General features: G+C 74.7%; 17 protein-coding genes and 1 pseudogene. 11 read left to right on the top strand and 7 right to left on the bottom strand.

What is annotated here, in order from left to right:
* Positions 1-575: 575 nt before the first annotated feature.
* Together ACFVVX_RS32805 and ACFVVX_RS32800 are read left to right on the top strand one after the other, a co-directional pair.
* Positions 576-1,559: a GlxA family transcriptional regulator gene (locus ACFVVX_RS32805; RefSeq protein ID WP_387951015.1), complete on the top strand. Its 984-nt coding sequence runs from the start codon at positions 576-578 to the stop codon at positions 1,557-1,559.
* A gap of 165 nt (positions 1,560-1,724) precedes the next feature.
* Positions 1,725-2,324: pseudogene (locus tag ACFVVX_RS32800) on the top strand (isochorismatase family protein); the annotation flags it as partial.
* Between the two features lie 213 nt (positions 2,325-2,537).
* Here the strand turns inward: ACFVVX_RS32800 and ACFVVX_RS32795 are convergent.
* Entirely contained in the window at positions 2,538-3,338 is an 801-nt protein-coding gene (locus tag ACFVVX_RS32795; RefSeq protein WP_387951013.1) for a glutamate racemase, read from the bottom strand.
* A 57-nt stretch (positions 3,339-3,395) separates the two neighbouring features.
* On the opposite strand from ACFVVX_RS32795, the gene ACFVVX_RS32790 reads away from it, so the two are divergent.
* Positions 3,396-4,535: a glycosyltransferase gene (locus ACFVVX_RS32790; RefSeq protein WP_387951011.1), complete on the top strand. Its 1,140-nt coding sequence runs from the start codon at positions 3,396-3,398 to the stop codon at positions 4,533-4,535.
* A gap of 24 nt (positions 4,536-4,559) precedes the next feature.
* Positions 4,560-5,309, top strand: a complete 750-nt coding sequence (locus ACFVVX_RS32785; RefSeq protein WP_387951010.1) for an SAM-dependent methyltransferase — start codon at positions 4,560-4,562, stop codon at positions 5,307-5,309.
* Between the two features lie 84 nt (positions 5,310-5,393).
* On the opposite strand, the gene ACFVVX_RS32780 is transcribed toward ACFVVX_RS32785, so the two are convergent.
* From ACFVVX_RS32780 to ACFVVX_RS32765, 4 genes are all read right to left on the bottom strand, one after another.
* Entirely contained in the window at positions 5,394-6,272 is an 879-nt protein-coding gene (locus ACFVVX_RS32780) for an alpha/beta fold hydrolase (RefSeq protein ID WP_387951008.1), read from the bottom strand.
* 25 nt (positions 6,273-6,297) lie between these two features.
* Positions 6,298-6,489 carry a hypothetical protein gene (locus ACFVVX_RS32775; protein WP_387951006.1) on the bottom strand — a complete coding sequence of 64 codons (192 nt, stop codon included), beginning with the start codon at positions 6,487-6,489 and terminating at the stop codon, positions 6,298-6,300.
* A gap of 257 nt (positions 6,490-6,746) precedes the next feature.
* Entirely contained in the window at positions 6,747-7,418 is a 672-nt protein-coding gene (locus tag ACFVVX_RS32770) for a thiol:disulfide interchange protein DsbA/DsbL (protein WP_387951004.1), read from the bottom strand.
* A 213-nt stretch (positions 7,419-7,631) separates the two neighbouring features.
* Positions 7,632-8,741 carry a glycosyltransferase family 4 protein gene (locus tag ACFVVX_RS32765; protein WP_387951002.1) on the bottom strand — a complete coding sequence of 370 codons (1,110 nt, stop codon included), beginning with the start codon at positions 8,739-8,741 and terminating at the stop codon, positions 7,632-7,634.
* A 341-nt stretch (positions 8,742-9,082) separates the two neighbouring features.
* Between ACFVVX_RS32765 and ACFVVX_RS32760 the strand changes: the two genes are divergently transcribed.
* From ACFVVX_RS32760 to ACFVVX_RS32740, 5 genes are all read left to right on the top strand, one after another.
* Entirely contained in the window at positions 9,083-10,228 is a 1,146-nt protein-coding gene (locus ACFVVX_RS32760; protein WP_387951000.1) for a glycosyltransferase family 4 protein, read from the top strand.
* Positions 10,229-10,458: 230 nt separating this feature from the next.
* Positions 10,459-10,902, top strand: a complete 444-nt coding sequence (mscL, locus tag ACFVVX_RS32755) for a large conductance mechanosensitive channel protein MscL (RefSeq protein WP_387950999.1) — start codon at positions 10,459-10,461, stop codon at positions 10,900-10,902.
* Between the two features lie 486 nt (positions 10,903-11,388).
* Positions 11,389-12,198: a DUF6643 family protein gene (locus ACFVVX_RS32750; protein ID WP_387950997.1), complete on the top strand. Its 810-nt coding sequence runs from the start codon at positions 11,389-11,391 to the stop codon at positions 12,196-12,198.
* Between the two features lie 189 nt (positions 12,199-12,387).
* Positions 12,388-13,266, top strand: a complete 879-nt coding sequence (locus ACFVVX_RS32745) for an MOSC domain-containing protein (protein ID WP_387950996.1) — start codon at positions 12,388-12,390, stop codon at positions 13,264-13,266.
* A 286-nt stretch (positions 13,267-13,552) separates the two neighbouring features.
* Positions 13,553-15,946: a right-handed parallel beta-helix repeat-containing protein gene (locus tag ACFVVX_RS32740; protein WP_387950994.1), complete on the top strand. Its 2,394-nt coding sequence runs from the start codon at positions 13,553-13,555 to the stop codon at positions 15,944-15,946.
* 157 nt (positions 15,947-16,103) lie between these two features.
* Here ACFVVX_RS32740 and ACFVVX_RS32735 read toward each other — a convergent pair whose 3' ends face one another.
* Together ACFVVX_RS32735 and ACFVVX_RS32730 are read right to left on the bottom strand one after the other, a co-directional pair.
* Positions 16,104-17,213: a PLP-dependent cysteine synthase family protein gene (locus ACFVVX_RS32735; protein WP_387950993.1), complete on the bottom strand. Its 1,110-nt coding sequence runs from the start codon at positions 17,211-17,213 to the stop codon at positions 16,104-16,106.
* A 102-nt stretch (positions 17,214-17,315) separates the two neighbouring features.
* Positions 17,316-18,494 (bottom strand): ROK family protein, encoded by a 1,179-nt coding sequence (locus ACFVVX_RS32730; RefSeq protein WP_387951095.1) that lies wholly within the window; start codon positions 18,492-18,494, stop codon positions 17,316-17,318.
* 116 nt (positions 18,495-18,610) lie between these two features.
* On the opposite strand from ACFVVX_RS32730, the gene ACFVVX_RS32725 reads away from it, so the two are divergent.
* On the top strand, positions 18,611-19,840 hold the full coding sequence (locus tag ACFVVX_RS32725) for an MFS transporter (protein ID WP_387950991.1): 1,230 nt from the start codon (positions 18,611-18,613) through the stop codon (positions 19,838-19,840).
* A gap of 129 nt (positions 19,841-19,969) precedes the next feature.
* The gene (locus ACFVVX_RS32720) at positions 19,970-20,632 is read left to right on the top strand and encodes a HutD family protein (RefSeq protein ID WP_387950989.1); all 663 of its coding nucleotides are present in this window, start codon (positions 19,970-19,972) and stop codon (positions 20,630-20,632) included.
* Positions 20,633-20,769 lie beyond the last annotated feature (137 nt).

Below are 20,769 nucleotides of genomic sequence, written 5' to 3'. Positions count from 1 at the left end.
CGCGACCCCGCGACCCCGCGACCCCGCGACCCCGCGACCCCGCGACCCCGCGACCCCGCGACCCCGCGACCCCGCGACCCCGCGACCCCGCGACCCGCACCAGCCTCACTCGCACCGGGCCATAACTCAGTAGACCGGTCTACATATTTGCCCTTGGCGGCCGCGCACGGGAAGTCGACCTGTCCGACTTCCTGCGCAGCGGCCACTCCCTAGAGCGGCTTCACGAGAAAAATCACTAGACCGGTCTACATAGTCGATCCGCCGCACGATCGCGCAGGAAGTCGGCCGGTCCGACTTCCTGCGCCACGGCGTTCCGCAACCCGGCCAGCCCCACCAACACGGGCAGGCACGCACCCAGACAGCCGCCCAGGCCGCAGGCACGCAGGCACGCAGGCACGCAGGCACGCAGGCACGCAGGCACGCAGGCACGCAGGCACGCAGGCACGCAGGCACGCAGGCACGCAGGCAGCCGAACCCATAGACCGGTCTACATATTCCCCACGCCAACACCCCATGTCCGAATGTGACAGATTGCCGTCATTGCAGTCATCAGGCGTTGCCGAGACGATGGGTGCATGCCCACCCCCCACCGCGTCGTGATCGCGGTCTTCCCGGATGTCGACCTGCTCGACGTCACCGGCCCGGCCGAGGTCTTCGCGCTGGCCAACCGGGAGGCCGGCGGCCGGGCGGCCTACGAGGTCCGCCTGGCGGGGCCCGAAGGCGGTCTGGTCGTCACATCGGCCGGTGTGCGCCTGATGGCGGACCTGTCCTTCGCCGAGGTGGGCGCCGCAGTGGACACGCTGCTGGTGCCCGGCGCGGTGGACCTGCGCCCGGACGGTCCGGTCGCCCGGGTCGACGACACGGTGGTCGAGTGGGTCAGGGCGACGGCACCGCACGCACGGCGGATCGCGTCGGTGTGCGTGGGCGCGCACCTCCTCGCCGCGGCCGGGTTGCTGGACGGACGGCGGGCGACCACCCACTGGTCGACCGCGGCGCAGCTCGCGGCCGAGCACCCGGAGGTGCGGGTCGACGCCGACCCGATCTTCGTCCGCTCCGGCCGGGTGTGGACCGGCGCGGGCATCAGCACCTGCATGGATCTGGCACTCGCCCTGGTGGCCGAGGACCACGGTGAGGAGCTGGCACTGGCCGTGGCGCGGCAGCTGGTGATGTACCTCAGGCGACAGGGTGGCCAGAGCCAGTTCAGCGTGCCGCTGAGCCGGCCCGCCCCGGCCCGCAGGGACATCGACGAGTTGCGCGTGTTCATCACCGAGCACCTCGACGATGACCTGTCGGCGCCCGCGCTGGCCGAGCGCATGTGCCTGAGCGAGCGCCATTTCGCCCGGGTCTTCCGCCAGGAGACCGGCACCAGCCCGGCCTCCTACGTGGAGGCCGCCCGGGTCGAGGCGGCCCGTCGCCTGCTGGAGACCACCGACCAGCCACTGGACCGGATCGCGGTAACCGTCGGCATGGGCTCGGTGGAGACCCTGCACCGAGCCTTCCGCAAGCAGATCAGCACCACCCCGGCCGCCTACCGCCGGCGCTTCCGCACGGCCTCCTGACCTACCCGGCCTCCTGACCGGCCGACCTACCGACCTACCGACCTACCGGCGTCCAGACATATCGACTTACTGGCTTACCGACGTCCGGACCGTCTTCCGACCTGCGAGAACCCGCGCCCGCGGCCTCGCCATGCCTGTTTCCGATCCGAAAGGAACCCTCTGTCCATGAGCGCCTCCGCCACCCTGCGCGACATCATCGGCCTCGACAACACCCTGCCCCGCCTCGGCGAGACCACCCTGGTCATGATCGACTTCCAGAACACCTACCGCACCGGCGTCATGGCCCTCGACGGTGCCGAGGCCGCCCTGGCCGCCGGGGCCCGTCTGCTGGCCGCCGCCCGCGCGGCCGGTACGCGGGTCGTCCACGTCCTCAACGACGGCGGCGAGGGCACCCCCTACGACATCCGCACCGAGATCGGCGCCATCAGCCCCGAGGTGGCGCCGATCGAGGGCGAGCCGGTCGTGGTCAAGCAGGTCCCCAACGCTTTCCACGGCACCGAGCTGGAGCAGACCCTGCGCGACCTGGGAGCCGGACCGGACCTGGTGCTGGCCGGGTTCATGACCCACATGTGCATCACCTTCACCGCCCAGGGCGCCTTCTACCTCGGCTACCGGCCGACCGTCGTCGCCGAGGCGACCGCCACCCGTTCCCTGACGGCACCCGACGGCACCCTCGTCCCCGCCGCCGCCCTCCAGACGGCGAGCCTGACCACCATCGCCGATCTCTTCGGCACGGTGGCCCCCACCGTCGAGCACCTCACGGCCGCCAGCCCCACAGCCGACGACCCCACAGCCGACAAGGCGACCGACGACAAGGCAACCGACGACAAGGCAACCGAGGACAGGCCCACCGACGGCAGCGACACCGTCGAACACGCCACCGCCGCACACGCCACCGCCTGACCCCACCGGCCAGAACGACGGCACTCCCCCAACCGGGGCCAGCCCGAAAATCAGCCCGCCGGTAAGCCCGGCAGATCAGCCCGCCGAAGCCGGGGCAGAGGCCGGAGCCGGGGCCGCGCCGAGCAGGGCGCGGCCCTCCGCGTAGCCGGTGGCCGCCGGCGGAAGGGCCGCCGGCCGCCCGGCGTGCAGCACGGTCACCGTGCCCCCGCCCAACCGGTCGGGGCCGGTGACCCTGCGCAGGGCCTGGGCGGCGACCGCGTCCGCGGAGCCGTGCAGCGTGAACCCCGGCGCGGCCAGCGGGGCGACGGCGGCCCGGATGCGGTCGGCCACCAGTTCGTAGTGGGTGCAGCCGAGCACGATCGCCGCCGTCCCGGCGGGCGTGCGGGCCGCGGCGTAGGCGATGGCCTGGTCGATGGCGGCGGCGTCGCCGTGCTCGACCGCGTCCGCGAGCCCCGGGCAGGCGACCTCGGTGACGCCGGCGGACCCGCCGAAGTCACGGATCAGCCCGCGCTGGTACGCGCTGCCGGTGGTCGAAGGGGTAGCCCAGATGGCCACCGGCCCGCCCAGGGCGGCGGCCGGCTTGATGGCCGGCACCGTGCCGATGACCGGCACTCCCGGCTCCAGCTCGGCCCGCAGCGCAGCCAGCGCCTGGACGGAGGCGGTGTTGCAGGCGACCACCAGCACGTCCGGCTCCAGGGCGGCGGCGGCCCGGACACAGCCGAGCGCCAGCGCCGTGACCTCCTCCGGCGTGCGCGGCCCCCACGGCATCGAGGCGGGGTCGGAAGAGAGCACCAGGTCGGCGTCCGGGCGCAGCTTCCGAAGCGCGGCAGCGGCGGCCAGCAGGCCGATTCCGGAGTCCATCAGTGCGATCTTCACAGGGCAAGACTTTAGTCGATACCCCGCTCCGGACCCCTGGTGCGGCAGACTGCCCAGGTGACCGTCCTGCTGTGGATCGCCCTGCTCTCCCTGCTGGTCTGGCTCTGGCTGGCGTGCTGCCACGGCCTCTTCTGGCGCACCGACGTCCGTCTCCCGGCGCGTCGGGCGCCGGGCCGGTGGCCGCAGGTCGCGATCGTGGTGCCGGCCCGCGACGAGGCCGAGGTGCTGCCGGTCAGCCTGCCCGCCCTGCTGGCGCAGAAGTACCCGGGGCGGGCGCGGGTGATCCTGGTGGACGACCACAGCGGCGACGGTACCGGAGCGCTCGCCGCCGCACTGGCCTCCCCCGGGGGCCTGGAGCTGACCGTCACCACCCCTCCCCCGCTGCCGCCCGGCTGGACGGGCAAGCTGTGGGCGCTGCGGCACGGCGTGGAGCTGGCCGGCCCGGACCCCGAGTACCTGCTGCTCACCGACGCCGACATCGCGCACGGCCCGGACTCCCTCGCCGAGCTGGTCGCGGCGGCCGAGACCGCCGGCCTCGACCTGGTCTCGCAGATGGCCCGGCTGCGGACCGAGAGCGGCTGGGAGCGGCTGATCGTGCCGGCCTTCGTCTACTTCTTCGCCCAGCTGTACCCGTTCCGCCGGAGCAACCGGCCGGGCAGCCGGACGGCCGCGGCGGCGGGCGGCTGCTCGCTGGTGCGGCGCGAGGCGCTGGAACGGGCGGGCGGGGTGGCGGCGATCCGGGGGGCGGTGATCGACGACGTCTCGCTGGCGCGCGCGGTGAAGTCGGCCGGCGGCCGGATCTGGCTGGGGCTGGCGGAGCAGGTGGACAGCGTCCGCCCGTACCCGCGCCTGGCCCAGTTGTGGCGGATGGTGTCGCGCAGCGCGTACGCGCAGCTCAGGCACTCGCCGCTGCTGCTGGCCGGGACGGTCCTCGGCCTGGTGCTGGTGTACCTGGTGCCGCCTGCGGCCACGGTGGTGGGGCTGGCCATCGGCGACTGGGCGGTGGCGGCGGCCGGCGGCGCGGCCTGGGCGCTGATGGCGGGCACCTTCGTGCCGATGCTCCGCTACTACCGGTTGCCCGCCCCCGGCGCGCTGCTGCTGCCGTTCACGGCCTCGCTCTACCTGGCGATGACGGTGGATTCGGCGGTCCAGCACTGGCGCGGTCGTGGGGCCGCCTGGAAAGGGCGCACATACTGAGCCCGGCTGGTCCAGACTGTTCGAATGGACCGTCAAACGATCTCCCGGCTCGCTCATGCCCACCACCCGATCGCCGCGCCGATCACCGACGAGTCGGTGGCCCGGCTGCTCGACCGGGCGACCGCCGACAGCGGGGCCGGCCGGGCGCTGGACCTCGGCTGCGGTGAAGGCGCCTGGCTGGTCCGGCTGCTGGCCACACACCCGGACTGGCAGGCCGTCGGGGTGGATCTGGACGTGGCGGCGCTGACCCGGGCCCGGGAGACCGCGCAGACCCTCGGGGTCGAGCGGCGGATCGGCCTGCACCACGCGGACGCCCGGGAGTTCAAGGCGACCGAGCCCTTCGACCTGGTGCTGAACGTCGGCGCGACGCACGCCTTCGGCGGCCTGCTGCCGACCCTGGAGGCGGCCCGGCAGCACCTGGCACCCGGCGGGCTGGTCATGGTCGGCGAGGGCTTCTGGGAGCGTGAGCCGTCCCGGGCCGCGCTGGACGGGCTGGGCGCCGCCCGGGAGGATTTCGCGGATCTCGCGACCACCACCGACCGGGTGATCGAGGCCGGCTGGATGCCGGTGTACGGCTATGTCAGCAGCCTCCAGGAGTGGGACGACTACGAGTTCGCCTGGACGGGTTCGCTCGCCGCGTGGGCGCTGGACCACCCGGAGCACCCGGACGCGGCGGCCGCCCGCACGGCCGCCGACCTCCACCGCACCGAGTGGCTGCACGGCTACCGGGGCACGCTCGGCTTCGTCACCCTCCTGCTGCGCCGCACCAATTGACGGCCGGCACCGACTGAGGACCCGTACCGACCGGCGTCCGGTACCGACTGACGACCGGTACCGACCGGCCACCGGCCCGGGCGGCTACGGCTTCTGGGTGCGGGCCAGGAAGTCGTCGATCAGCGGCGCGATCTCCGGCAGCTTCTCCTCCAGCGCGAAGTGCCCGGTGTCGAGGACGTGCAGTTCGGCGTCCGGCAGGTCGCGCAGGAAGGCGCGGGCACCGGGTTCGGTGAAGAACGCGTCGTTGCGCCCCCAGACGATCAGCGTGGGCGGCCGGTGGGTGCGCAGCCACTCCTGCCAGACGGGGTAGAGCTCCAGGTTGGCGTGGTAGTCCAGGGCGAGTTCGACCTGGATGTCCTTGCGGCCGGGCAGGTCAAGGAAGTGCTGGTCGAGCGTCCAGCCGTCGGGGGCGACGAGTTCGGGGTCCCCGGTGCCGCCCTCGTACTGGCTGCGGGTGACCTCCAGGGTGAGGATGCCGCGGGCCCGCTCGGCCGCACCCTCGACGCCGTGCTGGTTGGCGATGAACTCCCGCGCGAGGTCGGAGAGTCCGTCCTCGTAGGCGTTGCCGTTCTGGACCACCAGACCGGTGATCCACTCCGGCCGCCGGGTGGCCAGCCGCAGGCCGACGGGGGCGCCGAAGTCGAAGACATACAGGGCGAACCGGTCGAGGCCGAGGGCCAGGCAGAAGCCCTCGATCACGTCCGCCAGCGTGTCGAAGCGGTAGCGGAAGTCCGCCGGCGCCGGGCTGTCGCTGTGGCCGAAGCCGGGGTAGTCGGGGGCGATCAGGCGGTAGCGGGTGCCGAGTATGTCGAAGAGCCGCCGGAACTGGTGCGAGGCGGACGGGAATCCGTGCAGCAGCAGGAGGACGGGCGCATCGGCCGGGCCGGTCTCCCGGTAGAAGATCCGCAGCCCGTCGACGTCGGTGTAGCGGTGCCGGATGTGCGGGATCGTCAGCTCTGTCATACCGCACATCCAACCACGGATAACGTTAAATGTCTCCAGTTGCCGTTAGGAGAAGTCCGAACCAGAACACCAGGACGAGCCCGCCGAGGACGGCGGTGCCGATCAACATGTCCACGGCGGCGACCAGCATGGTCGCCGGCGGGAAGGCCTCCCGCGGGCACTCCACCTTGTTGAGCGGGCTGAGCTTGTTGGCCAGACTCGGGCGGCGGCCACCCACGGACCCCTGCTCTCCCCGGCGCCGCCGGAATCGAGAAGTGGGCCCGCCGCCACGGCAGTTCAGCGCAGTCGAGCACTCGCACGGCTGCGCGCCGCAGCGGTTCGGCCCGGCGTCCGCTCTGGCACGGAGTGTGGTTGTGGGGGTCGGTTCGGTGAAGGTGGCCAGGCCGGACCCGGCCCGGTCGGTGACCGGTCGGTGACCGGTCAGTGGCGGCCCGGCGCCGGATGGGTACCGGTCAGTACCGGACCAGTGCCAGGTCAGTGCCGGCGCTGGGACTGCTCCTGCTGGACGAGCTGGTCGAGGACCTCGGGCATGGCCTCGACGCCCCCGGCCCTGGTCGGCGAGGTGCGGTACTCGCCCTGGACGACGACGGTCGGCAGCTCGTTGATCTCGTAGCGGACGAACAGCGCGGCGGCCTCGTCGACGGCCTGCCGGACCTCGGTGGAGCGGTAGGCCGTCCGGAACTGCTGCGCGTCGACGCCCTGGCTGACCGCCCAGTTGGCGGCGGAGTCCTCGGTGATGACGTCCAGTTCGCTGTCGTGGACGGCGCGGAAGGCGTTGACCTGCAGCCGCTCGACCAGGCCGAGGCGCTCCAGCGTGTAGTACAGGCGCGCGTGGCCGCGCTGCGCGGTTTCCTCGGGGCTGCCCTGCCAGACCGCCGGCACCCGGCGCAGGTTGACGTCGGCGCGGTGCTTCTCGGTCCAGGCCTGGAGCGGCTTCTCCAGCTTCTGGGAGTGGCCGCAGTCGTACCAGAAGAACTCGATCGCCTCGGTGCGGGCGCTCTCGCGCACCGGCTGGGGGTGGTCGAGCCGGGCGTACTGGGAGCCCTCGCGGGGCGGCTCCTGGGTGACGGCGCCGGCCTGGACGGGGGATGCGGCGATCCCGGTGGCGACGGCGAGCAGAACGGTGGACCTCAGTAGTGATTTCACACCGCGAAGTGTGGCGGTGACGTTTCGTTACCGGCAGGTTCGGCCGGTGCTGCCGGGCCGGGATTCGCCCGTTCGGCGCAGCCCGACCGGCACGGCACGCCGCGGTCCGGCCCGACCCGTTGCAGCCCGACCCGGCGCCCTGCCGGAGGCCCCCGTCAGCGCACCTGGATCAGCGCCCTCGGATCACCGTCCCCCTGATCAGCGCCCTCGGGATCAGCGCGCCACCTCCGCGAACAGCCGCTGCCAGGCGTCCGCCACCACGCCGAGCTCGAAGTGCGCCAGCGCGTGCTCACGGGCCGCGGCCCCGTACCCGGCGCGGTCGCCGGCCAGCACCTTGGCGAGCGCCTCGGCGAGGGCGAGCGGGTCGCCGGGAGCGACCAGCGCGCCCGTGGCACCGTCGCGGACGACCGTCGAGACCCAGCCGACGTCGGTCGCGACGGCGGGCACCCCGGCCAGAGCGGCCTCGATCAGGACGCCGGGCACGCCCTCGCTGTCGCTGGTGAGCAGCAGCGCGTCGGCGGCCCGGTAGAGCGGGGCCGGATCGGTGAGGGTGCCGAGGAAGTGGGTGCGGGCGGCGGCCGGGTGCTGTTCGAGGGCGGCCCGCTGCGGGCCGTCGCCGGCCACCGCGAGTCGGACGTCGGGCAGTCGGTCGAGGGTGTCGAGCGCCAGGTCGAGCCGCTTCTCCGGGGCGATCGCGCCGACCCAGGCGACCAGCAGCGCGTCGACGGGCAGGCCGAGTGCCTGCCGGGCGGCGCGGCGCTCGGCCCCGTCGGCGGCGGGCGGGTAGCGGTCGGCGGCCCGGGCGTTGGGGATGGTGCGGACCTTGGCGGCGGGCAGCCGGAAGGACTCCAGGAGGACGGCGCGGGCCTCGTCGGCGAGGGCTGTGACGGCGGCCGCGCGGTGCAGCAGAGTGCCGGTGCGCAGGCGGCGGACGGGGCTCGCGGTCCAGTGCCGGGGGTCGCCGATGGAGACGTAGGCGAACGGGGTGCGGGTGCCGGCCAGGGCGAGGGCGCAGGCGGGCAGGGTGCCGGCGCCGTGGGCGAGGACGAGGTCGGCGGTGCGGGCGGCGGAGCGCAGGGCCAGCAGGGTGGCGGGGTGGAGCCGGCGGGGGCCGAGCACGGTGGTGGCGAGGGTGTCGGGCGCGTCGGGGTGGGCGTCGGGGTGCGGGGCGAGGGCGCGCAGGGCGGAGGCCTGGCCCCGGCGGCGCAGCTCCCGGTGGAGGTCCCGGGCGAGGTTCTGGGCGCCGCGGCGGCGCGGGTCGGTGATCACGTGCAGGATGCGGGGGCGGGTTCCGGCCGTCTTGGCCGACGTAGCGTCGGGCATGGGAACGACCTTGGCACAGGCCCCGGCGCGGTACAGCCCCTTCGCGCCGGTCGGTGGTGGCCCGTACACCGGCGCGACTGCCCCGGCGGGCGCCGTTTTCGTGCGGTCGTACGCCGGTACGGGTGCTCGTGCGCCCTGCTTCGCACCCTCGGCCGCTCTCGACCGCCCCCGCCTGCCCCGCGCCCCCGGCGGCCGGGGTCGCCCAGGCCCTGTCCGGCCGATCTTGCCGGACAGGACCTAATCCCTGGCGGGCCGCACCCGCCACCTGCGATGCTGATCGGCAGTCAGGGCGCCGGCCGGCATGGGAGACCGGCCGCGCCCATGAGGGCGGGGGTTGGCCGGTGCATGTGCTCTACGTGATCGACAGCGTCGGCCGGGTCGGCGGGGCCGAGCAGGGGCTGGTCGCGATGGCCCCCCAACTGGTGCGGGCAGGCCTGAAACTGGACGTCGCCTACCTCGGGGAGTCGCCCGGCGGGTTGCAGCCGGAGCTGACCGCGGCGGGCGTCGACGTGTTCGGCGTCGGCCGGGCCACCCGGGGGCGGACGGCCGCCGCGCTGCACCGGCTGATCCGCGAGCGCCGTCCGGAGCTCGTCCACACCACCCTCTACGAGTCGGACGTGCTCGGCCGGGCGGCCGCCCTGTCGGCCCGGACGCCGGTGGTGTCCAGCCTGGTCAACTCCTCGTACGGTCCCGAGCACCGGAACGCGCGCGGGCTCAGCCCGTGGAAGGTCCGCGCCGCGCAGGCGGTGGACGCGGCGACCGCCCAGGGCACCCGCCGCTTCCACGCGCTGACCAGGCACGTGGCCCGGGCGATGGCCCGCCGGCTGCGGGTGTCCCCGGACCGGATCGACGTGGTGCCGCGCGGGCGCGACCCCGAGCTGCTGGGCACCGTCACCCCGGACCGGCGGGCCGCCGTCCGGACGGCGCTCGGCCTGCCGCAGGACGCGCCGGTGGTGCTGGCGGCGGCGCGGCAGCAGTACCAGAAGGGCCTGGACGTCCTGTTGGAGGCCTGGCCCGCGGTGCTCCGGGCCGAGCCGGAGGCGGTGCTGCTGCTGGCGGGCAGCGAGGGCGGTGAGACGGCCCGGCTGGAGGCGCTCGCCGGGGCGGCCGGCCGGGTGCGGTTCCTCGGGCCGCGCGGCGACGTCTTCGACCTGATGGCCGCCGCCGACGCGTTCGCCGTGCCGTCCCGCTGGGAGGGGCTGGGCAGTGCGGCGATGGAGGCGATGGGCGTCGGTGTGCCGCTGGTCTGCGCGGACGTCCCGGCCCTGCGGGAGACGGTCGGCTCGGAGGACTACGCCCGGCTGGTGCCGCCGGAGCGGCCCGCCGAGCTGGCGGCGGCACTGGTCGACACCCTGGACGACCGGGCGGCGGCCCGGGTGCGGGCGAAGTCGGCCCGGGCCCGGTTCCTGACCTCGTTCACCCTGCACCAAGTATCGGTACAGATGGTCGAGTTCTACGAGCGCTCGCTGCGACTGCGCCCGGTCTGACCGGACTCGGCCCCGGCCGGCGTCCGGTCGGCCACGGTGCGCCGGATCGGTGCGGCGGTGGCCCGGATCCAGCCGTACGCGGAGCGCCTGCGCTCCGCCTGAGCCGGACCGGTCCCGTTACGCGGATCGGGTGAACCCGGTTGGACCGCGGGTGTGTCCGGTCGGCAGGATGTCCGGCCGGGGCCCGCGGTCCCATCTCACCTGTCCCCGTACGGATTTGGAGTCACCCGGTGTTCAAGGGATTCCGCAGCTTCCTGCTGCGCGGCAACGTGGTGGACCTGGCGGTCGGCATCGTGATCGGCGCGGCCTTCACCGCCGTGGTCACCGGGTTCGTCACCGCCTTCCTCACCCCGCTCATCGGGGTGGCGACCGGCGCGGTCGGCGACTTCACCCAGAAGACCTTCGCGGTCGCCGGCACCCGGTTCCCCTACGGCGTGTTCGTCAACGCCCTGATCAGCTTCGTCCTGGTCGCCGCGGTGATCTACTTCATCGTGGTGGTGCCGGTCGGCAAGCTGCAGGCCCGGCTGGACGGCGCCCAGCCGGCGCCGGTGGCCAAGGCGGACTGCCCGGAGTGCCTGAGCCCGATCCCGGTGGCGGCGGTGCGCTGCTCCTTCTGCACCTCCGAGGTGGCCGGCCACCCCGGATTCCCGGCACAGGCCCTGCCGACCCGCTGAGCCGTCGACCCCGGTGAGCCGTCGACCCCGGCGGGGCAGCGGGGCAGGTGGGCGACCCGGCCGCTGAGCGCCCCGCCAGGCGAGCGACCAGCCCGGCGAGTGGTCCGCCCGGCAGCCCGCTGACCAGCACACAAGGGCGTCGACCGGCCACTCACCGGCTCACGGGAAATTTATTCCCCAAACATTCACGAGCCCCCGCCGCACGGACGACGGGGGCTCGAATGCGCCAGCGCACGCCCTGGCCGCAGAAGTTTCTTCGGACGGCCACGAAGGCTCCACCGGGCAGTCACCCCACCGGCCTTCCCGGCCCGCGTCCGGGCGGCGTTCGAGCGCGCACGGCCGAATCAGGCTGGCCGGAACTCGATGCCGAAATGTCTGTTCTTACTACTTTCGAAACCTTTGTGCGGGCGAAGACTGTGTAAACACTCGAACTGCTCGCCCTCCCACTCTCCTCAGCAGGCGCATTGTGGGCTTACCGTATGCCCCATGACCTCGCCCCGCTCCTACGACGGAGTCGGCTACCCCTCTCCGTCCTTCTCCTCCGGCACGCCCATCTACGACAGCCTCGTCGCAGAGCGCGGAGTCCCCCAGATCGCGCCCATCAACGTGCCTGCGGCCCTGCCGCCGGCGCTGTCCTCCGGTTACGGATCAGGCCTCGGCCCGTCCTACGAGAACCGGTACGGCAACGGGTACGAGAGCGCCGGCAGCAACCTCCCCGCGCTGCCGCCCGCCCGCCTCGCACTCGGCCCCGGGCCGAGCAGCGCCCCCTCCTCCGGCCCCGCCACGGCGTACGTCCCCGCGCAGCCCGCGCCGGCGTACGCCTCGGCGCCCCAGCCGTCCGTCCCCGGTTACGGCGGCCCCCAGCCGTACCTGCCCGGACAGCGCCCGCAGGCCCCCGCCCCCGGGTTCTCGCAGGCCACCACCGGCGGCTACCAGCCCTCCGGCGGCCAGAGCTTCGGCGGCCAGAACACCTTCGTCGGCGCCGGCCAGGGCGGGCAGCAGACCTTCGGCGCCCAGCCGCTCGGCGGCCAGAGCTTCGGCGGGCAGCAGAGCTTCACCGGGCAGCCCCAGGGCGGCCCGCAGAGCTTCGGCGGCCAGCAGTCCTTCGGCGCACCGAACCCCGGCGGCCCCGGCCTCCAGGGCCACGGCGGCGACCAGGGCTTCGGCGGCGCCCAGCTGCGCCCGGCCGTCTCGCCGGTCGCCCCGGTCCGCCCGATGCAGCCGCAGCGCCCGGGCCCGTACGGCGACGGCCAGTTCCAGCAGGGCGGCTACCAGCAGCAGGGGCAGGGCTACTGACACCTCGGGGCCGGCTCCGACCGGCCCGTAGTACCCGCACCACCTGAGCACCACCCGGCGCGCCACCGCGCGTCGGGCGTACGGAGAAACGGGTCATCCACGGACCGCCCGGACGCCTCACCGCGCCCGGGCGGTCCGTGCGCGTACCAAGGCCGCACAGTGCCTCCACCCGCCTGGCAGGATGGGGGAATGCAGCTCACCGGACTCCACGTCCACCCCGTCAAGTCGATGTACCGACTGAGCCCCGCCAGCGCCCGGGTCCAGCCGTGGGGCCTGGCCGGTGACCGCCGCTGGATGCTCGCCGACGCCACCGGACGCTTCGTCAGCCAGCGCGAGAACGCCGCCCTCGGCCGGATCCGCACCGAGCTCTCCACCGACGGCACCCTCATCCTCACCGCCCCCGGCGGCTCCCGGATCGAGATCCCCGCCCCCGCCGCCGCGGCCGGCGACCCGGTCGCCGAGGTCGAGGTCTGGGGCACCCGCTTCCGCGCCGCCGAGGCGGTCAAGGAGGCCCACGAGTGGATCGCCGAGCACCTCGGCGAGTACCGCCTGGTCCACCTGGACGACCCGCGTGCCCGGCCCGTCGACCCGGAGTTCTCCCGGCCCGGCGACACCGTCTCGATGGCCGACGGCTTCCCCCTGCTGCTCACCACCACCGCCTCGCTGGACGCGCTCAACACCCTGATCTCGGCCGACCACCCCGAGGGCCACGAGATCCTCCCGATGGACCGCTTCCGCCCCAACGTCGTGGTCGACGGCACCGAGCCGTGGGCCGAGGACGGCTGGCGCCGGATCCGGATCGGCGAGCTGACCTTCAGGGTGGTCAAGCCCTGCGGCCGGTGCGTGATCACCACCACCGACCAGGAGAGCGGCGAGCGGCGCGGCCCCGAGCCGCTGCGTGCCCTGGCCCGGCACCACAAGCTGCTGAAGAAGGCGTCGTTCGGGCAGAACCTGATCCCCGAGCGCCCGGCCGGCACCGAGGGCGACGTCCTCGGCACGCTGCGGCTCGGCGATCCGGTCGAGGTGCTGGAGGACGGCGCGCAGTGGCCGGAGAACGCCCTGGTCTGAGCCCGTGCGCCGCCACCGCGCTGCCACGGCGCCGCCACCGCGCCCGCCCCTCGGGGCGGGCGGGTCCACCGGCCGCGGAACCCGAACTGTGCGCGTTCGTTGAAACATGTGTCCAACCGGTCGCGTCCCCGGGGCCCGTGCGGCAGCGGGCGGCCGGACCATCGGCGCAGGCGCGCTACGGTGTGCGGACGGCCCCGTGCGTCCCCGCGCGTACGGCCCGTTGATCGCCGGCCCGTTCACCGCCGGTTCGATGAAGGCTCGATGAAGGTGGGGACGACAGACCGTCATGGCTGAGCACAGGGTCCGGGTCACCCAGGACAGCGCATCCCGCTGGCGTCGTCGCGCCGGCGAGTACGACACGCTCACGGAGGCCCTGGCGGCCGCCGAACCGGGCGACACCGTGAGCGTCCGGCCGGGCACCTTCCGGGAGAACCTGGTGCTCGACAAGCCGGTCACCCTCGTCTCCGCCGAGGGCCCCGGCACGGTCCGGATCGACCCGCCGGCCGGGGTGCCGCTGACCGTCACCGCCGCCGCCACCGTCCGCGACCTGGTGATCGAGGGCAGCGACAGCTCCGTCCCCGCCGTCCTGATCACCGGCCCGGACGCCACGCCCGCACTCGCCGGCTGCCGGGTGGAGACCCGCTCGGCCACCGGCGTGGAGGTCACCGGCGGCGCCCGGCCGACCCTGCGCGGCTGCGTGGTCTCCAACCCGGCTGGCCTCGGCCTGCGGCTGCGCGGCGAGGACACCGCGGCCGCCTTCGAGGACTGCGAGGTGGCCGCCGCCGGGCAGGCCGGGCTGGCCGTCCTCGGCGGTGCCACCGCCGCACTGGACCGCTGCCGGGTACACCACGCCGGCGGCGCCGGGGTGCTGCTCAGCGACCCGGGCAGCGCCGCCGAACTGACCGGCTGCGAGATCTACGAGATCCGCGGCAGCGGCGTGCAGGCCGAGGCGCAGGCCGGCGGCCGGCTGGTCGACTGCGAGATCCACCGGGTCACCGGCAACGGCATCACCCTGGACGGCGAGGCCGAGCTGACGCTGACCGGCTGCCGGGTGCACGACCTGCCGGAGAACGGCGCCGACCTGCGCGGGCGGGCCCGGCTGACCCTGGTGAACAGCACCGTCCGGGACTTCGGGCGCGGCGCGCTGTCGGTCTGGGACCAGGGCACCGAGGCCACCGCGGAGTCCAGCGAGATCCACGGCTCCACCGGCGAGTACCCGGCCCTGTGGGTCAGCGACGGCGCCCGGCTCACCCTCACCGACTGCTCGCTGCACGACCTGCCCGACGCGCTGTTCGTCCTGGACCGCGACTCCGCCGCCACCGCCGAGGGCTGCTCGTTCAGCCGGATCCGCAGCTCGGCGGTCTCGGTCAGCGGCGGCGCCGGGGTGACGCTGACCGGCTGCCGGGTCCAGGAGGCCGGCACCGGGCTCTGGTTCCGCGACCACGGCAGCGGCGGGCTGCTCACCGACTGCGAGATCTCCGACGTCGCCACCGGCGTGATCGTCACCAAGGGCGCCGACCCGGTCCTGCGCGACTGCCACGTCCGGGCCAGCTCGGACGCCGGTGTGTACGTCTCCGCGCAGGGCCGCGGCACCTTCGAGGACTGCCGGGTCTCGCACGGCAAGGGCTTCGGCTTCCACATCATCGACGGCTGCCGCACCGTGCTGACCCGCTGCCGGGCCGAGCAGAACGAGCGGGCGGGTTTCGAGTTCTCCGAGCCCGGCCCGGTGGTCGAGGCGTGCACCTCGGACGACGTCGCACCGCCCGCCGCCGCCGAGGTGCCCGCCCCCCGGGCCGCCCGGCTGACCGCGACCACCGCGGCCCCGCTGACGGCGCCGGCCGCGATCGGCCCGATCCCCGACTGCCGGCCCGCCGACGAGGCGCTGGCGGAACTGGACTCGCTGGTCGGCCTGGCCACGGTCAAGCAGGAGGTGCGCACCCTGATCGACCTGATCTCGGTCGGCCGGCGCCGCCGCCAGGCGGGGCTCAAGGCGCCGTCGCTCCGCCGCCACCTGGTCTTCACCGGCGCCCCCGGCACCGGGAAGACCACGGTGGCCCGGCTCTACGGCGAGATCCTGGCCTCGCTCGGGGTCCTGCAGCGCGGCCACCTGGTCGAGGTGGCCCGGGTCGACCTGGTCGGCGAGCACATCGGCTCCACCGCGATCCGCACCGCCGCCGCCTTCGACCGGGCCCGCGGCGGGGTGCTCTTCATCGACGAGGCGTACGCGCTCGCCCCCGAGGACGGCGCCCGCGACTTCGGCCGGGAGGCGATCGACACCCTGGTCAAGCTGATGGAGGACCACCGGGACGAGGTGGTCGTCATCGTGGCCGGCTACACCGCCGAGATGGAGCGCTTCCTCTCAGCCAACCCCGGCGTCTCCTCCCGGTTCTCACGGACCGTCACCTTCCCCGACTACACGGCGGACGAACTGCTGGAGATCGCCCGCTCGCAGTGCGCCGAGCACGAGTACGCGCTCGCCGAGGCCACCGAGGGTGCTCTGCTCGACCACTTCGCCACCCTGGAGCGCGGCCCCAACTTCGGCAACGGGCGCACCGCCCGGCAGGTCTTCGAGACCATGGTCGAACGCCACGCGATGCGGGTCGCCCACCTGGCCGACCCGTCCACGGAGGAGCTCCAACTCCTCGTCCCCGCCGACCTCCCGGGCGCCCGGACGCCGTAACCCCCGGGCGGCCCGGCCCACTTCGGGCGGCGACCGGTGGGCGGCGGACCCCGACCTCCGCCGGCCTGACCGGTCGGACCGACCTGACCGGCCGGCCGCCGGGGCCCGGGTACGCCGGCCCCGGCCGCCCCGGGTGCACCGGCGGCCCCGGACCGGGTCAGCCCGTCCAGGTGCCCCCGGTCAGGAAGGACTCCAGCCGGTCCTGGTAGGGCGCGATGTCGATCCGCTCGCCGGCCAGCCAGTCGTCCGAGTAGTACTTGTCGAGGTAGCGGTCACCTGGGTCGCAGATCAGGGTGACCACGCTGCCGCGCTCCCCCGCCGCCCGCATCTGGGCGACGATCCGCAGCGCGCTCCACAGCCCCGTCCCGGTGGAGGCCCCCGCCTTCTTGCCCAGCACCTGCTCCAGCACCCGGACGGCGGCGATCGAGGCGGCGTCCGGCACCTTCATCATCCGGTCCACCGCCCCCGGCACGAAGCTCGGCTCCATCCGGGGCCGGCCGATCCCCTCGATCCGCGACCCGCTCCCGCAGGTCGCGCCCGGGTCGTGGTTGACCCAGCCCTCGAAGAAGCACGAGTTCTCGGGGTCGGCGACGCAGATCCGGGTGTCGTACTGCATGTAGTGCACGTAGCGGGCGATGGTCGCCGAGGTGCCGCCCGTCCCCGCGGTGGCCACGATCCAGGCCGGCTCGGGGTGCGGCTCCAGGCGCAGCTGGGCGAAGACCGACTCGGCGATGTTGTTGTTGCCGCGCCAGTCGGTGGCCCGCTCGGCGTAGGTGAACTGGTCCATGTAGTGGCCGCCGGTCTCCTCGGCGAGCCGGGCGGAGGCCTCGTACACCTCGTCGGAGCGCTCGACCAGGTGACACTCGCCGCCGTGGAACTCGATCAGGTCGATCTTGGCCTGGCTGGTGGACTTGGCCATCACGGCGATGAACGGCACGCCGATGAGCTGGGCGAAGTAGGCCTCGGAGACGGCGGTGGAGCCGCTGGACGCCTCGATCACCGGCTTGTCGGGGCGGATCCAGCCGTTGCAGAGCCCGTAGAGGAACAGCGAGCGGGCCAGGCGGTGCTTGAGGCTGCCGGTCGGGTGGGTCGACTCGTCCTTGAGGTAGAGGTCGATGCCCCACTCCGCGGGCAGCGGGAAGCGCAGCAGGTGGGTGTCGGCGGAGCGGTTGGCGTCCGCGTGGACCTTGCGCACCGCCTCCTTGAGCCAGGCGCGGTAGGCCGCGTCGGAGCGGTCCACGTCGACGGTCGGCTCGGTGCTGGTCATGGCGAATCTCCTCGTTGCGGCCCCCCACTGCGGCCCCTGGTTGCTCACAATGAGTGTACGAGAGTCGCGATAAGTGACCGTTTTCGTAGCCCCAGCTTCCGCTTATCCCGGCAGCACCGACTGCGGGTCCGCCAGGTACGGCCGCCAGGCGAGTTCGGCCGCACCCGCCAGCGCGCTGTGCGCGAGCTCCGCGCCGACGATCGGCACCCGTCCGCTGCGCCCCCACAGGCAGCGCTCCGCGACCACCGCGCGCAGCCGCTCGGGTGCCGCCTCCAGCAGGTCGAGGTGGAGGCCGCTGAGCACCACCCGGTCGGGGTTGAGGATGTTGGCCACGCCGGCCAGCCCGAGGCCGAGCCGGTCGATGACGTGCCCGACGGCCTCCCGGGCCCGCGGGTCGGTCGCGGCGGAGCGGCACAGCTCGCGGGCCTGGTCGAGCAGCGGGCGGTCCGGCGCGGGGGTGAGTCCGGCGGCGGCGAACAGCGCGTCCGGGTCGGTCTCGGAGTTGAGGCAGCCCCGGTTGCCGCACTGGCAGGGGCGGCCCTGCGGGTCGACGGTCAGATGGCCGACCTCCAGGGCGAGCCCGGCGCTCCCGGTGTGCAGTCGGCCGTCGATCACCAGCGCGCCACCGACGCCGCGGTGTCCGGAGGTGACCAGCAGCAGGTGGCGGGCCCCGCGCCCGGCGCCGTGCCGGTACTCGGCGAGCGCGCCGAGGTTGGCGTCGTTGGCGACGGAGCTGGGCAGCGGGTCGAGTGCGCGCGGCCCGTGGTCGGCGCGGCCCACCTCGACGTCGTACAGGTCCGCGACCGGGGTGCCGCTGGGCCAGGCGAAGTGCAGTGCGGCGAGCGCGGTGCCGTCCGGTTCGGTGACCGGGTTGGGCAGCGCGAGCGCGGCGCCGAGGCAGCGGCGGGTGGTGGCCCGGGCGAGTTCGGCCCCGGCCTGGGCCACGGCGCGCAGCATCCGGACCGGGTCGGTGGCGGCGGGCAGCGGCAGGTGGACCGGCGGGTCCAGCAGTCCGCCGAGCCCGGCCAGGGTGACGCTCAGCCCGTCGGCGTGGATCTGCCCGGCGATGACGAACGGCCCCTCGGGGTCGATGGCCAGCCGGTGGGACGGCCGGCCGCGGCCGCCGCCGGCCGGGCGGGAGTCGACGGTGATCAGGCCGAGTGCCTCCAGCTCGGCGGTGACGGCTCCGGCGGTCGCCCGGGTGACGTCCAGCGCGCGGGTGAGCGCCGAGCGGGTGGGGGCCTGACCGGTGTGGATGAGGGAGAGCGCCGGGCCGAGCAGCGTCCGGCCGCGGTCGGGGGCCGCGCGGCGGTGGGCGTCGCGCTGCGCGTCGGGATCGGCCGCGGGGCCGGGCTGCGGACTTGAAGGTGTGAGCTGCACCCGCCTATTGTGACTTTGTGCCGCTTCTAAACAAAATCCGCGCCCACTCCCGATCCGACCGGTCGCCCCTCCAGTCTCGCAGCACACCCCCCTCCCCCGACACCCCCTGGGGGGCCGCGCGGCTCGCACTCACCGCGTTCTTCGCCGTCGACGGCTTCCTCTTCGCCGCCTGGGTGGTCCGCATCCCGGACGTCCGCAGCCAGGTCAACGCCTCGCACAGCGCCCTCGGGCTCGCCCTGCTCTGCGTCTCGGCCGGCGCCGTCGCCACCATGCCGCTGGTCGGCCGGCTCTGCCTGCGGTACGGCTCGCGGCCGGTCACCGTCGGCTCGCTCGCCCTGCTCGGCGTGGCCGTACCGCTGCCCGCCCACACCCACACGGTGGCGGCCCTCGGCGGCGTCCTGCTGCTGTTCGGCGCGGGGTACGGCGCGGCCAACGTCGCCATGAACAGCGCCGCCGTCGACCTGGTGGCCGCGCTGCGGCGCCCGGTCATGCCCAGCTTCCACGCCGGGTACAGCCTCGGCGGCCTGCTCGGCGCGGGCATCGGCGGCCTGCTCGCCGGTACCCTCACCACCGCCTGGGCGCTCGGCCTGTCCGGTCTGCTCGGACTGGCCGTCACGGCGGTGGCGGGCGCCGTCCTGCTGCGCAGCCCGGCCGCGCCGCTGGTCGCACCCGCCCGTCCGGCCTCCGCCGACTCCGCCCCGGGCGTGCCGCGGGCCCGGCTGCTGGTGCTGCTGCTCGGCTTCACCGCGCTCTGCTGCGCGTACGGCGAGGGCGCCATCGCCGACTGGGCCACCCTGCACCTCACCGACGACGTGCACGCGAGCGCCGGGGCCGCGGCCGCCGGGTACGCGGCGTACGCCTTCGCGATGACGACCGGCCGGGTCGGCGGCACCTGGCTCTCCATCAGGCTCGGCCAGACCCGGGTGATGTTCCTCGGCGGCCTCACCGCCGCGGCCGGGATGCTGCTCGCCGCGCTCGCGCCCGCGGTGCCGCTCGCCCTCGTGGGCCTCGTCCTGGTCGGCCTCGGCCTGGCCAACATCTTCCCGCTCGCCATCGCCCAGGCCGGTGCGACCGGCGGCCCGCAGGGCGTCGCCCTAGCGTCCACCCTCGGCTACGCGGGCATGCTGGTCGGCCCGCCGGTCATCGGCTTCCTCGCCGACGCGGCGAGCCTCCCGCTCGCCCTCACCACCGTCGCCGTCGCGGCCACCGTCGCCGCCGTGCTCCCCCTCACCGCCCGCGCGCGCTGACGGCGCCTAGCGCCGCCTCGCCCCCCGGCCCTCGCCGCCGAATCCGTCTCCGAATCCGCCGCCGTATCCGCCCACGTATCCGCCGCCGCCGACCGGTCCGCCCGGCGCCCGCCGTGCGAGGATCACGCCATGACGGCAGAACGGATCAAGGTACTGCGGGCCGCCGAGCGCCCCGCGACGGCGTGGCTCAACGGGGGCGGGGTGACCAGGGAGGTGGCGGGCTTCCCGGTGGGGGCCGGGCCGGCGGACTTCGACTGGCGGGTCAGCCTCGCGGACGTCGACTCGGCCGGGCCGTTCTCGGCCTTCCCGGGCATCGACCGGGTGATCACCCTGGTCGAGGGCGCGGGCATGGCCCTCACCGTGGACGGCGCCGAGCACGTGATCGACGCCCCCTACCGGCCGTTCGCCTTCGCGGGCGACGCCGCCACCGACTGCCGGCTGCTCGGCGGCCCGGTGGTCGACTTCAACGTGATGACCCGCCGCGGACGCACCACCGCCGACATCGCCCTCGCCGACGCACCCCGCACCGTGGACGTCGCGCCGGGCACCGCCGTCCTGCTGGTCTGCCTCTCCGGCACCGCGACCGTCACCACCGCGACCGTCACCACCGAGGCCGTCGCTACCGAGGCCGTCACCACCAAGGCCGGCGACGCCACCGCGCTCACCCGCTTCGACGCCGCGCTGCTGCACGGCCCCGGCACGCACGGGCTGCGCCCCGAGGGCGTGACCGCCGTCCTCGCCTTCCGCACGGCCGCCCCGAACGACGAGCCGTCCGCGCAGCCCGACGCCTGACCACCTGACTGCCTGAACGGCCGCTGCACGGGAAGTCGGACCGGCCGGCATGCCCGGGCGCGGGCCCCGGGGGGGGAGGGACAGAACACCCGGGGGGCGGGGGCCGGGGGGGGCGCGGTGGCGGCCAGGTGGAGGGG

Source organism: Kitasatospora sp. NPDC058170 (assembly GCF_042883905.1).
In the GTDB taxonomy this organism is placed as follows: domain Bacteria; phylum Actinomycetota; class Actinomycetes; order Streptomycetales; family Streptomycetaceae; genus Kitasatospora.
This window is presented reverse-complemented; position numbering and strand designations above follow the sequence as displayed.

What these genes read in the sequence shown, in the direction of transcription:
- ACFVVX_RS32805 (WP_387951015.1), top strand. Translation starts at nt 576, where the DNA reads ATGCCCACCCCCCACCGCGTCGTGATCGCGGTCTTCCCGGATGTCGAC.
- ACFVVX_RS32785 (WP_387951010.1), top strand. Translation starts at nt 4,560, where the DNA reads ATGGACCGTCAAACGATCTCCCGGCTCGCTCATGCCCACCACCCGATC.
- ACFVVX_RS32780 (WP_387951008.1), bottom strand. Translation starts at nt 6,272, where the DNA reads ATGACAGAGCTGACGATCCCGCACATCCGGCACCGCTACACCGACGTC.
- ACFVVX_RS32765 (WP_387951002.1), bottom strand. Translation starts at nt 8,741, where the DNA reads ATGCCCGACGCTACGTCGGCCAAGACGGCCGGAACCCGCCCCCGCATC.
- ACFVVX_RS32750 (WP_387950997.1), top strand. Translation starts at nt 11,389, where the DNA reads ATGACCTCGCCCCGCTCCTACGACGGAGTCGGCTACCCCTCTCCGTCC.
- ACFVVX_RS32745 (WP_387950996.1), top strand. Translation starts at nt 12,388, where the DNA reads ATGCAGCTCACCGGACTCCACGTCCACCCCGTCAAGTCGATGTACCGA.
- ACFVVX_RS32740 (WP_387950994.1), top strand. Translation starts at nt 13,553, where the DNA reads ATGGCTGAGCACAGGGTCCGGGTCACCCAGGACAGCGCATCCCGCTGG.
- ACFVVX_RS32735 (WP_387950993.1), bottom strand. Translation starts at nt 17,213, where the DNA reads ATGACCAGCACCGAGCCGACCGTCGACGTGGACCGCTCCGACGCGGCC.
- ACFVVX_RS32720 (WP_387950989.1), top strand. Translation starts at nt 19,970, where the DNA reads ATGACGGCAGAACGGATCAAGGTACTGCGGGCCGCCGAGCGCCCCGCG.